The organism is Nitrospirota bacterium (genome assembly GCA_016178585.1).
Taxonomy (GTDB): domain Bacteria; phylum Nitrospirota; class Nitrospiria; order JACQBW01; family JACQBW01; genus JACOTA01.
Map to the genome: position 1 here is coordinate 18,487 of JACOTA010000002.1, position 13,833 is coordinate 32,319.

Genomic DNA, 13,833 nt, shown 5'->3' on the forward strand with positions numbered 1-13,833 from the left:
TTCCTGATCCGTTATTTCTTATCCCGGGCTAATTGAGTTAAGGTTTGCTCCAGTTGATGGAGCATTTCGCCATAGTTTGTCCAGTTTCCTTCTTTGAGATACCGTTGCGCTTTTTGAAATTGATCGAAAGCAATTTTCCCGAGAGGCGTTTCCGTGACTTTTTTCCCTTCAGGTTCTGGAGAAGGCGGGCTTTCCGGGGCCGGTTTTTTGCCAAAAAGACTTTGGAGAGCCGTTTCAAGATTCTCTTCCATGACCAGTTGATTTCCGTAAGCCACAATAACCCTTCTTAATTCCGGAAGAGAGCCTGCTTCAGCGGCGAGATAAAGCGGCTCAATATAGAGAAGCGAGTCTTCAATCGGAATAACCAGCAGGCTCCCGCGAATGACCTGTGAACCGCGCTGATTCCAAAGCGAGAGCTGCTGGGAGATAAAGGCGTCTTGATCGATTCTGGCCTCCACCTGCCTTGGTCCGTAAATCAGTTTTTGTTTGGGGAAAAGATACATAATCAGCTTTCCGTAATTGGGTTCATCCGACCTTGCGGCAAGCCACGCAATCATGTTGTCCCTTTTTGAAGGCGTAAAAGAGTTGAGCAGGACAAATTCTTCTTTGTTTTCGTGTGGAAGCTTCATGATCGTATAATAAGGTTCCATGGCCCGATCCCCTTTCTTGGGGATATTAAAGAGGTCTTCTTTATTATAAAAAATTTGCGGGTCTTTCATGTGATACGTCGAATAAAGGTAAGCCTGTAAATTAAACATGTCGACGGGATACCGGATATGGCTTCGCAAATCTTTTGGCATTTTTTCGAGCGGGAGAAAGAGCCCTGGAAATATTTTAGCATAGGATTGGATAATGGGATCCTCCGGATCACTCATGTAAAGGAGGATTGACCCGTCATAGGCATCGACCGTGATTTTGACCGCGTTCCGGATGTAATTTCCAAAACCGGCTACAGGTTGGGAATAGGGAATCATCGACGTCGTGGTGTAGCCGTCTAACATCCAGACCAAACGGCCTTCATCGGTAATGACCAGATAGACATCCTGGTCCAGCGTAATAAACGGGACAAGCCTGGAAACCCTTTCCTGGACATTCCGGAAATACATGATTCTGGAGTCGGCGGTAAGATCATTTGAAAGCAAGATTTTTAAACTGCCGAAATAAGCGGCAAAAACCAGCTTTTGTCCGAGAGACGAAAGGGAGACCCCACCCTTGCCTTGATAAGTCGTATAAACATTGGAATCTCCGGAGGGATAATCAAATTCTTTGGCTTTGGAATGGACAAAAACATATTCATTTGGAATCTCGCCAAAATAAATTTCGGGACGGGTGATTTTTAAAGGGATGGTTGAAACCGGCGGGATGTCTTTGATGAAAAACTCCGGAAGACCCTCTTTTGAAATCCGGTTGACAGGCCCGAGGGATACCCCATAACCGTGTGTAAAAGTTAAATGTTCGTTGATCCAGTTTCTAATCGGTAGATTCTTATACGTCAGTTCTCTGGGAGACAGCGTGATTTGACGATACTCCCCGTTAATCCAGTATCGGTCGTTATCGACATCGACAAAATCATAGTAAGGTCGGATTTGTTGAAGCTGGCGATAAGTGACCGCCAGTGGTGCGTGGTCCCAGAGACGGACGTTTTTTAACGTTGTTTCATGTTTTGAAAGGACTTCTTTGTTCAAATTATCCGCCGCCGGGAATTCTTTGACTTCAATTTTATTTAAATTGTAGCCAAACCGGGTATTTTCGATATTCCGTTCAATATAGGGGCGTTCCATTACAATTTCATTGGGGGCGACTTTGAATCTCTGGACGAGGTCAGGCAGAATACTTCCCCCGAGAAATTGAACCGCGACCACTGTCCCGATGACAGCCAGGGGTATCCCGTAACCCTTTCTGAAACTGCTAACGATCATTAGGACGCTTGCCAGAAGAGATAAAAGTGTCAAAAATTTTAGAACGGGTAGTCTTGTATAAATGTCGGCGTAAACCGCCCCATAGACGATCCCGCGTCTGGAATAGACCAGGTTGTAAATATCCAACTGGTATCCCCATGCCAGCACCAGAAAAAAGAGGGCAATCAGAATACTGATATGCTGTAATGGTTTCTGATCAATGGAAAAACCTTGGGGATTAACCCGGATTCCTTCCTTGAAAATATAAAAAAGAACCACAAAAGCCAGGATGGTCAGAATTGAGACGGTAAACCAATGTTGGAGAAAGGTGATAAAGGGAAGTTTGAAAACAAAGAAGCCAAGATCAATTCCCAACAGGGGATCTGGTCTCCCAAAGGATGAGGGATTGGAGAGCAATAGAAAACTTTTCCATTCACTGGAACCCTGAACCCCGCTCAGAACGCCCCCGGCAAAGGAAACCAAAAGGATGGCGAGAGGAAAATAATTCTTCAAGAGGTTAAATGGAGGCGTATTGAGCTGGCTTTCCCACATCCCCCACGGACGGGTTGTTTTAAAACGGTTTACCCAAAGGAGGTTGGGGTAAATCAGCAAAAAGAATAAAATGCCAAAGACGCTCCCCAGTTGAATTTCAGTGAAAAGGGTTTTTGAAAAAACCTGTTCATAATGAATTTCTGAAAACCAGAGGGAATTGACATAAAGAGAGATTAAATCCCCCGAAAAGAGGAAAAGAGTGATGAAAAGGATAAGAAGGGCCAGGTTTCTAATTCGCTGAATCATGGGTTCTGAAACTGAATGAGCAAAAGAGTGATATTGTCCGCTCCGCCATGATCATTGGCGAGGTCGATTAACAGCTGGCTTTTTTTCTCGAGATCTTCGGGGCCGTTAAGCAAGTTTTCCATTTCATCCTTTTGGAGCATATTGGTTAAACCATCTGTGCAGAGGAGAAGTAAATCGTCTGACTGCAATGGGAGATTGATAATATCAGCTTCAACATGTTCCTGGGTTCCGACCGCCCGGCTTAAAACATGCTTCAATGGGTGATGTTCCACTTCGTCCGGCTGGAGGATCCCTTTCGTCACGTAATCGTTTACCAGAGAGTGGTCGGATGTCAATTGACGCAAATTACTTTTCCTTAAAAGATAAGCCCTGCTATCGCCAACATATCCGATAGAGGCATTATTCTGATGAAGCCAGGCAACCACCACTGTTGTGCCCATGCCGGTTGTTTCTGGTTTCTTTTTTCCCTCCTCGAAAATTTTTAAATTAGCTTTCTGGATGGCATCGTTCAAATAGTGGGATATTTGTTCAAGCCGGGAATCATCGGGTTGTTTTTTTACCCGGAGGGCGTTATAAGTTGTTTCAACAGCCAGTTTGCTGGCAACCTCTCCCGCCTTATGTCCCCCCATGCCATCGGCAACGATAAATAACGATCCTTCAGGAAAAATACCGAAGGAATCCTCATTGGCCGTTCTCACTTTACCTTTATCGCTTTTTGCGGAAACCTGTATCGGCAAGGGGAAACCTCTCCAAAGTAGAAAACTTAATTCTATATAAGTCTCCTGACGATGTCTAGGCCATTTTCAAGAAACGGGCTTTTGAAAATTCTGCGCTAAAACCTCTTCAATTTTCAATTGCCCTTTAAATTTCGAAAAAGGTATATTGGGGCCATGGTCAAATCTTACGCAAAAATCAACCTGTTTTTGAAAATTTTAGACAGGCGTCCGGATGGTTACCACAACCTGATTTCGTTATTTCAAAGAATTGATTTATACGATGAGTTAGAATTTGAACCTCAAGAACATGGGATTGTCATCGAATCCGATGATCAAGGCCTTCCTGTGGATGGTTCAAACCTGGCCTATCGGGCCGCCGATTTGTTAGCTCGAAAAGCCAAAATAAAAAAAGGCGTCCGGATTTCGATAAAAAAAAATATTCCGATCGGAGGCGGGTTAGGGGGCGGGAGCAGTAACGCGGCGTCGACTCTTCTAAAATTAAACGAATTATGGGGTTTAAACTATTCCCTGATCGAGCTGGGGGAGATGGGAGCCTCCCTGGGAAGCGATATCCCTTTTTTCTGTTACCGGACTTCTTCCGCATGGGTTTCCGGCAAGGGCGAAATGATCCAGCCGGTTGTCCTTCCTGCGGATTATTGGCTTTTGCTGGTGTTTCCTTCTTTCTCAATCAACACGGCTGAAGCCTATCAGCTTTGGGATTTGTCCCGAAACCCTGATAAAAATGGATTGACAAAAAAGGGAAATCATAATAAAATCTCAAGTTTTCAAACCCTGGCAGAAGAAGGTTTTAAAAACGATTTTGAAACCGTCCTCTTTGGCAAATATCCAGGATTAAGAGAGATTCAAGATCGTTTATATCAGGAAAAGGCTGAAAAAGTATTGCTGAGCGGGAGCGGGTCAACCATTTTTGCGGTTTTTTCGATGGAAAAAAAAGCAAGAGAGGCGGGAGAAAACCTGATAAAGGCGTTTTCTCACACGGGAATTCAAGTCGTCCGGCCCATTTAACAGGTCTCGAAAAAATTTCTTAAACTAAAGGATTATTGGGGCGTCGACAAGCGGTAAGTCACGAGAATTTGGATCTCGCATGCCCAGGTTCGAATCCTGGCGCCCCAATCAAGTTAATTCAATTCGGGTAAAAGATGTCCATGGAAATGAAAATTTTTACAGGAAACTCAAATACTTCCCTGGTTAAGGAAATATGCGATTACCTTTCAATTCCATTGGGTCGGGCAACGGTTTCCCAGTTTAGCGATGGAGAAACGCAGGTTCGCCTTGATGAAAATGTCAGAGGGATGGATATTTTTGTCATTCAATCGACTTCTGATCCGGCTGATCGGCATTTAATGGAAATGCTGGTTATGATTGACGCGCTCAAGAGGGCTTCGGCCGGCCGGATTACCGCTGTGATTCCCTATTTTGGCTATGCCCGGCAGGACCGAAAAGACCAGCCGAGAGTTCCGATTACAGCCAAACTCATTTCCGATCTGATTACCACGGCGGGAGCGAACAGGGTTCTGACGATGGATCTGCATGCGGGTCAAATTCAGGGGTTTTTTAATATTCCGGTGGATAATCTTTATGCCACGCCGATTCTTCTGGATTTCTTTAAAAATCAAGCGCTTAAAGATATCGTAGTGGTTTCTCCCGATGCGGGAGGTGTGGAAAGGGCGAGAGCCTATGCAAAACGCCTTAAAGCAGGCCTGGGGATCATCGATAAGCGGAGAGAGGGCCCAAACCGTGCAACGGTTATGAATCTGATTGGCGATGTTAAAAACAAAGAGGTTCTGATGGTAGATGATATGATCGATACGGCCGGGACCATTTCTGAGGGGGCAAAGGCCATTCATCATGCGGGCGCAAAAAAAATCATTGCCGGATGCACCCATGGTGTTTTATCGGGTCCTGCCATTCAAAGGCTGAATGAATCGCCGATCGATCAAATTGTGGTGACCAATACCGTTCCGTTAAACGGGAAGGAGCAGGGTTGTCCGAAAATTAAAACCCTCTCGGTGGCTCCTCTTTTAGGTGAAGCGATCAAAAGAATTCATATCGAGGAATCGGTAAGTTCCTTATTTGTTTAGTGAATGAAGAAAAACAGTTTTTTTAAGGGAGAATGAAATGCAAAAAGTAGATTTGACAGTCCAAAAAAGAGAGATAAGCGGTAAAGGACCGGCCAGGCAGTTAAGGTTTCAGGGGAAAATTCCGGCTGTTTTGTATAGCGCGGGAAAGTCTGCCCGGATTGTTTTGAACCCTTCCGATGTTAAAAGGGTGATCCATTCAAAAACGGGTGAAAACACCATTCTCAACATGAAGATTGAGGGAGAAGAAAATCAGCAGGATCGGCTGGCCATTTTCAAAGATTTTCAAAAAGATCCTTTAACCGGCGCGGTCCTCCACGTAGACTTATTTGAAATTTCGATCGATAAGCCTTTGCGGGTTAAAGTTCCCCTGGAAATGGTGGGGAATCCTGTCGGTGTTAAAGAAGGGGGTATTCTTCAGCATCTCATCCGTGAGGTTGAAATTGAAGGCCTTCCTTTAGCCATTCCGGATCATCTTAAGTTTGACGTTTCTTCACTGCCCATTGGGGGGGCTGTTCACGTGGATGAAATCCCTTTGGTTGAAGGGATACAGATGTTATCGGAAGGACGCCAGGTTGTCGTATCGGTTTCAGCGCCTATTTCAGAAGAAAAGCTGTCTGCTCTGCTGGAATCAGTGCCAAAAGAAACTAAAGAACCTGAAGTGATCGGCAAGAAAAAAGAGGAAGAAGGAGCGGCAGAAGGTAAAGGCGAGGCAAAAGGCAAAAAAGAGGAGGCAAAAGAGGAGAAGAAAGAGACTAAAGCCAAGAGTTAAGCGTGACTATTATTGTGGGTTTGGGAAATCCCGGACAAAAATACGAAAAATCCCGCCACAATGTCGGCTTTATGGTTGTGGACTATTTAGCTGAAACGAACCAGATTCTCATCAATAAAAAAAATAATTTATATGAATCTGGTTCAGGATTGCTTCTTTCCCATAAGGTTTTGTTGGTAAAACCTGCGACTTTCATGAATCAAAGCGGTATCGCTGTCCGACAGATTATCGATTATTTTCATGAAAGCTCTGCCCGGCTCATCATTATTCATGATGAACTCGATATTCCCTTTGGAGAAATCCGGATTAAATTGAAAGGGGGATCAGGGGGACATAACGGGGTAGCCTCCCTGATGGACTTTCTGAATACGGATCAATTTTTGCGTATCCGGGCGGGGATTGGCCGACCCGTCGAAAACGAAGATGTGGTTTCCTTTGTTTTGTCTCCCTTTTTCAAGGAACAGCAGGTTGTTTTACAGGGGATGATTAAAAAATCCGCTGAAGCGGTTAAAGAGGTTCTATCCTCAGGGGCTCATCAAGCCATGAATCTCTATAATCAGAGGTAATACAGATAAATATTAAGAGAAGCAGCCGGCTTGGCCGGTGCGGAACGCGGGGTTCGGGGGCATCGGACGATTTCACGGAGTGAAACCGAACGGGCTCCTGAATAAAATAGACTAGGAGAATGTCGATGGATGTCACTCAGGGATTTCTTGTTTTTTCGTTTGGTTGCGCGATTGCCGCGGTGGTTTACGGGGGGATTTTATCCCGCTGGATTATGAAACAAAGTCCCGGATCTGAAAAAATGCAAATCATTGCCCAGGCTATCCAGGAAGGGGCAAAAGCTTTCTTAAACCGCCAATATACGACCATTGGAATGGTGGGGTTGTTTTTGTTTGCGGTTTTATGGATTGCTTTAGGCGCGGCAACGGCAATCGGATTTTCTATCGGCGCTTTATTATCCGCTACCGCGGGTTACGTGGGCATGAATGTTTCAGTTCGAGCGAATGTTCGGACGGCTGAAGCTTCCAAACAGGGGTTGGCTCAAGGTCTCAAAATCGCAGTGAACGGCGGGGCGGTGACAGGTCTTTTGGTGGTGGGGCTTGGTCTTTTAGGAGTCGCCGGCTATTATGCGGTTTTGTATATGATGACCCCCGCAGGTTCCGCGCCCTCGATTACCCCTTTGATTGGTCTTGGTTTTGGAGGAAGTTTGATTAGCCTTTTTGCCCGTTTGGGGGGAGGCATTTATACGAAAGCGGCGGATGTGGGAGCCGACCTGGTGGGCAAAGTGGAAGCGGGAATTCCGGAAGATGATCCTCGGAATCCTGCTGTGATTGCAGACAACGTGGGAGACAATGTCGGGGATTGCGCCGGAATGGCCGCTGACCTTTTTGAAACGTATGCCGTCACCATTATTTCGGCAATGCTTTTGGGGCAACTGACGTTTGGCAACTCGCCCAAGGCCCTGATTTTCCCCATTGCTCTTGGAGCGGTTTCGATCGTGGCCTCTATTATAGGAACATTTTTCATTAAGCTCGGCCCGAGTCAAAATATCATGGGGGCTTTATATAAGGGTCTTGCGGCGAGCGGAATCCTTTCGGCATTAGCGTTTTATCCAGTGACCAGGTTCTTAATGGAAGGCGTCGGCGCCACTCCGGTCAACAATCTTTACTGGTCGGCCTTGATTGGATTGATTGTTACAGCGGCCCTGGTGGTCATTACCGAGTACTATACCTCAACCCATTATAAGCCGGTTCGTCATATCGCGGAGGCTTCTAAAACCGGCCACGGGACAAACATTATCGCAGGGCTGGCTGTTGGAATGAAGGCGACGGCTCTGCCGGTTCTCGTGATCGGGGCGGGGATTCTCGGTGCTTATTATTTTGCCGATATTTACGGAGTCGCTATCGCGGCGGTTTCCATGCTTTCCATGGCGGGAATTGTTGTGGCCCTGGACGCCTACGGCCCGATTACCGATAACGCGGGAGGTATTGCCGAGATGGCCGGCCTTGATAAATCGGTTCGGGCCGCGGTTACCGATCCCCTGGATGCGGTGGGAAACACGACGAAAGCGGTAACAAAAGGATACGCAATCGGGTCGGCTGGTTTGGCCGCTGTGGTTTTATTTTCTGCCTATACCCAGGATCTTAACGCAAAATTAATGAAGGTCATCGTGTTTACCCTCAGTGACCCCTATGTTTTAGTGGGTTTATTTATTGGGGGACTTCTCCCTTACCTCTTTAGCGCATTGAGCATGGAAGCGGTAGGACGGGCGGCAGGACAAATTGTTGAGGAGGTTCGAAGACAGTTTAAAGAAATTCCCGGAATTATGGAAGGAACGGCAAAGCCGGATTATGGGAGAGCGGTTGATATCGTGACCAAGTCCGCGATCAAGGAAATGATTCTTCCCGGGATTATTCCGGTGGTTACCCCGATCATCGTGGGGCTGCTTTTGGGACCCGCGGCGCTCGGAGGTGTCCTGGTAGGAACCATCGTGACCGGCCTCTTCGTCGCAATTTCCATGACCAGCGGCGGCGGCGCATGGGACAACGCAAAAAAATATATTGAAGAGGGAAATTTTGGGGGAAAAGGGAGTGAAGCCCATAAAGCGGCGGTGACCGGGGATACCGTAGGAGACCCTTATAAAGACACCGCCGGACCGGCAATCAATCCGATGATAAAGATCATCAATATTGTCGCACTGCTCCTTGTCCCTTTTATGAAGTAGAAGAATGGGCATTAATTGTGGCATACTCGGTCTTCCCAATGTCGGAAAATCGACATTATTTAACGCCTTAACGGCGGCGAAAGCTCAAGTCGCAAATTATCCCTTTTGCACGATCGATCCGAATGTGGGGATTGTTCCTGTTCCCGATTCCCGCCTTCAGAAGCTGGTCGAGCTTTATCAGCCGAAAAAAGAAACGCCGGCGACCGTTGAATTTGTAGACATCGCCGGATTGGTGAAAGGAGCCAGTCAGGGCGAGGGGTTAGGAAACAAATTTTTATCGAATGTACGGGAAGTCAATGCGCTGATTCATGTCGTCAGGTGTTTTAAAGATCCGGATGTCGTGCATGTTCACGGAGAAGTCAATCCGGTCTATGACATTGAAATTATAGAAACAGAGCTGGCTTTAGCGGATCTGGAGACTCTTCTTAAGCGAATTGACCGGACCGAAAAAAAGAAGAAAACCGGGGATAAAGCGGCGCAAAGGGAATCGGAATTTCTTTTAAAGGTTAAAAGCCTGATTGAGGCCGGGAAACCGATCGAGGAAACGTCGCCAGAAGAGAAAATCTGGTTGAAAGAGTACAACCTTTTGACCGCAAAACCGGTTCTTTATGTTGCCAATGTTTCGGAGAATGAGATTAAAACGGGAAATCGATGGGTCGACCAGATCAAAGAAATCGCGAAAAAGAAAAACATGGATTATGTGATGGTCAGCGGAGCGATAGAAGCGGAAATTGCATCCCTTGCCCCCGAAGAAAAAAAAGAGTACCTCGCTGAATTGGGGCTTGAAGAATCCGGTTTGGCCCGTCTGATCCGAAAAGCCTATCAGATTCTTAAGCTCGTTACCTTTTTCACTGCCGGGAAAGACGAGTGTCGGGCCTGGACCATAAAAAAAGGGTCCAGGGCTCCGCAAGCGGCAGGACAAATTCATTCGGATATTGAAAAAGGTTTTATCCGCGCCGAAGTTTTTTCTTATGACGACCTGGTGGTCTGCAAATCTGAGGCTGCCATTAAGGAAAAAGGCCTCCTGCGCCTTGAAGGCAAGGAATATGTGGTTCAGGACGGGGATGTTGTTTATTTTCGTTTTAATGTGTAGGTTAAAAAAAAAGACGTGTTGCAAAAAATGGGATCTGTTATTAAGACAGGTCTGCTAGTGTCCTTGCTTCTGCTCAAGAGGCAGGGGCTAATCAATCCACAGGGAGGTTAATGATGTTAAATGATTATGAATGTGTCTTTATTGCAAGATCTTCTTTGTCCGAAGAGGATGTCGCCGGCCTGGCTGAGAAAGTCAAAAACGTTGTTGAGAAAAGCGGCGGCCAAATGGTCAAGACGGAAAACTGGGGAAAAAAGAAACTGGCCTACGAAGTGAAAAAAGAGAAAAAGGGAATTTATGTTCTTTCTCATATCAAAGGCCCGGGCCCTCTTGTCGCTGAATTGGAAAGAAATTTAAAAATTCAGGATGGCATCCTCAAGTTTTTAACCGTTAAACTCAATATGAAAGAGGAAGAAAGCAAAGCTCAAAGAGCGGGAAAGCTCGTGGAAGCGGCGAGAGAAAAAGCTCTTGAACCGATCAGCGAGAAGGAGTCTCCGAGCTAGCTTTGGGAACGATTTCACAGCGTACATAGAGATAGAAGGAGTTTTAAAATGGCGAGTTTCAATAAAGTCATTCTCATGGGCAACCTGACAAAAGATCCCGAAATTCGTTATACGCCATCCGGGACCGCAGTGGCCAATTTCCGGATTGCCGTTAATCATCGCTATAAACAAGGAGATGAAACAAAGGAAGACGTTTGTTTTATTGATATTGTGGTTTTTGGCAAACAAGGGGAAAGTTGCGGTCAATACCTGCATAAAGGTAATGGCGTGATTGTCGATGGCCGCCTTCAGGAAAGACGATGGGAGACCGAAGACGGACAAAAAAGAAGCAAGTATGAGGTCGTCGCTCAAAGTGTCCGATTTCTTCCTAAAAGAGATGGATCTGGTGAAAAAACCGAGGCCGTAGTGGATGAGGTCGCCGACAATAATGATGTCCCTTTCTAAAAAAGAGTATGGAACAGGCTTTGTCTGACCGAACGAGGGGTATAGGCCCCTGAATATGAATAAGTGTAGCAGCCGGCTAAGCCGGTGCGGAACGCGGGGTTCGGGGGCATCGGAGGATTTCACGAAGTGAGACCGGACGGGACCCTGAATATGAATAGAGGAAACTTTTTAATGAGAGACACCAAAGATAAAAAAGATAAAAAAGACAAAACTGAAAAAAAGACATTTCAAAGAAAAAAAATGTGCCGGTTTTGTGCCGATAAAATTGAATACCTTGATTATAAGGATCTGGTGACTTTAAAGAATTTTTTAACCGAACGGGGAAAGATCATTCCAAGGAGAATTTCAGGGAACTGCTCAGGCCATCAACGGCAACTCACCTTGTCCATCAAACGCGCAAGAAATATTGCCCTGTTGGCGTTTGCCGAAGAACGATAAATCGGCCCCGAGCCGTTGCGGGTCAGGGATGTTTTTAAACTTCCGCGTTTAAATTCAGCCGTTGCTTTGTTGCCGGATTAACGACCGCATCTGATGAGGAATTTTAAACTTGGCTATTGGGAAAAAGTCTCCATGGGTTGAAATCGGCTTTATTACGGCTGTAATGCTTTTCCTTGCCACTTCCATTTATTTCCGCAACTGGACGGGGTTTGCGGTCGGTCTTTTTTCCTTTACTCCGCTCGTTCTTTTTTATCTCCATTATCAATGGAAGGTTTTTATACCGGTTAGCCTGTTGCTGGCGGTTGGTTTTTTTCTGGTTCTCGGAAAACATGAAGCCGTTTTCCTGATTTCAACCTACATCCTGTCTTCCATTATTATCGGGGAAATGATTCGAAGACGGATAGCGATTGAACGGGTGGTGCTGGCGGGAATTATTCCTCCTTTAATTTCAGGCGCCGGAATGTGGTTTTTTCAGGCTTTTAAAAACCATGTTGACCCCGTTTCTTCTTTTTATTCTCTGATTCAGCAAAATTTAAAGGGAACCATTCAATACTACGAAAAGATTGGAATCGATAAGGAAACGATCGAATTTTTAAATTCTTCCCTCAATGATCTGACGACCGTTATTTTTTATTTGTTTCCCGGAATGTATTTAATCGCTTTAATTTTTACCATTTTTTTAAACTATCTTCTCGTTCGGTTTATTTTAATTAAGCTGGAGACCCCTGCGCTTCATTTTAGCCCGCTCACTTCCTGGTTTGCGCCCGACCATTGCGTATGGGGGTTGATATTTTCATGCGCACTCCTAATCCTTCCTTTCCCGATAGGTAAAATCATTGGAGGTAATTTGTTTCTCCTGTTTATGCTTCTCTATTTTTTCCAGGGTCTGGCTCTTGTGGCCGACTTTTTTAAAAAAAAGGAGGTCAGGCATTTTTGGCAGGCTTTTTCATATTTTCTTTTGCTGATCTGGCCTTTGTTAAGCGCTGTGGTGGCTTTGTTCGGGTTGTTTGATCTGTGGATTGATTTTAGGAAGATTAGACAGGTAGAGGGATGAGAGGTCCCTGTAGCAATGGAAAACCGGCTTTAACCCGTGACCGGCTGATCTGGGTTCAACTATTTGAATATTACAAAAAGTTTACAAATTTAACCTTGACTTTATCTATTCCCCCCTGTTATAAACCTTTCAATTATTTTTATTTTAAGAATCTGAAAACACGAACCCAAGAACAGAGTTAGAAAGCTGTCATTGCGAACAAAGTGAAGCAATCTCAAGACTTTACGATAAGATTGCCACGCACCCTTCGGTGCTCGCAATGACATGATTAATAAGTGGGTGCGAAGTCTATCGCTGTTCTTGGTTAAACTTTTAAAAACAAAATAAGTGAAGCAACTGGCTTAGCCCGAGCGTAACGCGGGGTTCGGGGGCATCGGAGCATCTGCCGAAGGCGGAGCGGACGGGTCCCTGAATATAATAGAAGAAAGGGTCATCATGCGTCAGCATCCTGGATTTAGGAAAGCTCTTTTCGTCCTTATTTTATTAGCTCTTCCCGCACTTCTCTTTTTGACCCTTTCCAGGGTTTATTCCCAAACCCCCTCAGTCATCACCGTTTCGGTGGGCAACGAACCCCGCGGCGGAGCCTATAACCCCTCGACCTACAAAGGGGTGGTGTCAAACCACAACACCAATACGGTAACCATTATCAATGCGACCAACTTTTCGACGACCTCCGTCACGGTCGGCTCTCATCCATACGGCGTCTCTATTAATAACAGCACGAACAAAGCCTACATCGCCAACGAACAGTCCGATACCGTCAGCGTCATTACCCTGTCCAACAATACTGTTACCGCAACCATTCCGGTCGGAAACAACCCAAGAGGGATTGCGGTCAATTCATCGACCAATGTGGCCGTAGTCGCCAACTCCAAATCAGACACAGTCTCGATCTTAAATCTCTCCAATAACAGTGTCATTTCGACTTTGGCTGTCGGAAGCGATCCCGAAGGAGTGGTCATTAACGCGGCCAACAACAGCGCTTATGTCACCAACTACGGCTCCAACACCGTCTCGGTCATTAATTTAACCAATAATACCATTTCAACGACGATTTCCGTCGGTTCAGGCCCATTGGGGATAGATATCAATACGGCCACTTCCAAGATTATGGTGGCGAATCACTTTTCCAATACCGTCAGTGTCATCACTCCCTCGACCAATACCGTTACGGCGACGATTAACGTCGGCTTGGCCCCTTACGGAGTTGCCATCAACTCCACTACTTCGAAAGCCTATATTACCAATGAATATTCCGACTCCGTATCAGTGATCAATATGGGGACCAATACC

The 13,833-nt window shown here is 45.8% G+C and carries 13 protein-coding genes and 1 tRNA gene; 12 read left to right on the forward strand and 2 right to left on the reverse strand.

Annotation, left to right across the window (positions count from 1 at the left end):
• Positions 1–11: 11 nt before the first annotated feature.
• Positions 12–2,696, reverse strand: coding sequence for a UPF0182 family protein (locus tag HYR79_00165; protein ID MBI1820100.1), 2,685 nt, complete (start codon positions 2,694–2,696; stop codon positions 12–14).
• Positions 2,693–3,433: a Stp1/IreP family PP2C-type Ser/Thr phosphatase gene (locus HYR79_00170; protein MBI1820101.1), complete on the reverse strand. Its 741-nt coding sequence runs from the start codon at positions 3,431–3,433 to the stop codon at positions 2,693–2,695. Before HYR79_00170 ends, HYR79_00165 begins: the two co-directional genes overlap by 4 nt.
• Before the next feature lie 153 nt (positions 3,434–3,586).
• Between HYR79_00170 and ispE the strand changes: the two genes are divergently transcribed.
• The 12 genes from ispE to HYR79_00230 all read left to right on the forward strand — a co-directional run.
• The gene (gene ispE, locus HYR79_00175) at positions 3,587–4,438 is read left to right on the forward strand and encodes a 4-(cytidine 5'-diphospho)-2-C-methyl-D-erythritol kinase (protein MBI1820102.1); all 852 of its coding nucleotides are present in this window, start codon (positions 3,587–3,589) and stop codon (positions 4,436–4,438) included.
• Positions 4,439–4,474: 36 nt separating this feature from the next.
• A tRNA-Gln gene (locus tag HYR79_00180) sits at positions 4,475–4,546 on the forward strand.
• Between the two features lie 26 nt (positions 4,547–4,572).
• Positions 4,573–5,514, forward strand: coding sequence for a ribose-phosphate pyrophosphokinase (locus HYR79_00185; protein ID MBI1820103.1), 942 nt, complete (start codon positions 4,573–4,575; stop codon positions 5,512–5,514).
• 37 nt (positions 5,515–5,551) lie between these two features.
• The gene (locus HYR79_00190; GenBank protein MBI1820104.1) at positions 5,552–6,283 is read left to right on the forward strand and encodes a 50S ribosomal protein L25; all 732 of its coding nucleotides are present in this window, start codon (positions 5,552–5,554) and stop codon (positions 6,281–6,283) included.
• Between the two features lie 2 nt (positions 6,284–6,285).
• Positions 6,286–6,849: an aminoacyl-tRNA hydrolase gene (locus tag HYR79_00195; protein MBI1820105.1), complete on the forward strand. Its 564-nt coding sequence runs from the start codon at positions 6,286–6,288 to the stop codon at positions 6,847–6,849.
• A 125-nt stretch (positions 6,850–6,974) separates the two neighbouring features.
• Positions 6,975–9,011 carry a sodium-translocating pyrophosphatase gene (locus tag HYR79_00200; GenBank protein MBI1820106.1) on the forward strand — a complete coding sequence of 679 codons (2,037 nt, stop codon included), beginning with the start codon at positions 6,975–6,977 and terminating at the stop codon, positions 9,009–9,011.
• A 4-nt stretch (positions 9,012–9,015) separates the two neighbouring features.
• The gene (ychF, locus tag HYR79_00205) at positions 9,016–10,104 is read left to right on the forward strand and encodes a redox-regulated ATPase YchF (GenBank protein MBI1820107.1); all 1,089 of its coding nucleotides are present in this window, start codon (positions 9,016–9,018) and stop codon (positions 10,102–10,104) included.
• A 110-nt stretch (positions 10,105–10,214) separates the two neighbouring features.
• Entirely contained in the window at positions 10,215–10,604 is a 390-nt protein-coding gene (gene rpsF / locus HYR79_00210; GenBank protein ID MBI1820108.1) for a 30S ribosomal protein S6, read from the forward strand.
• Positions 10,605–10,652: 48 nt separating this feature from the next.
• On the forward strand, positions 10,653–11,048 hold the full coding sequence (gene ssb / locus HYR79_00215; GenBank protein MBI1820109.1) for a single-stranded DNA-binding protein: 396 nt from the start codon (positions 10,653–10,655) through the stop codon (positions 11,046–11,048).
• 150 nt (positions 11,049–11,198) lie between these two features.
• Positions 11,199–11,486 carry a 30S ribosomal protein S18 gene (locus HYR79_00220; protein ID MBI1820110.1) on the forward strand — a complete coding sequence of 96 codons (288 nt, stop codon included), beginning with the start codon at positions 11,199–11,201 and terminating at the stop codon, positions 11,484–11,486.
• Between the two features lie 109 nt (positions 11,487–11,595).
• Positions 11,596–12,540 carry a DUF2232 domain-containing protein gene (locus HYR79_00225; protein MBI1820111.1) on the forward strand — a complete coding sequence of 315 codons (945 nt, stop codon included), beginning with the start codon at positions 11,596–11,598 and terminating at the stop codon, positions 12,538–12,540.
• Between the two features lie 435 nt (positions 12,541–12,975).
• Positions 12,976–13,833: YVTN family beta-propeller repeat-containing protein (locus HYR79_00230; protein ID MBI1820112.1), on the forward strand; the 858-nt coding region annotated here is incomplete at its 3' end.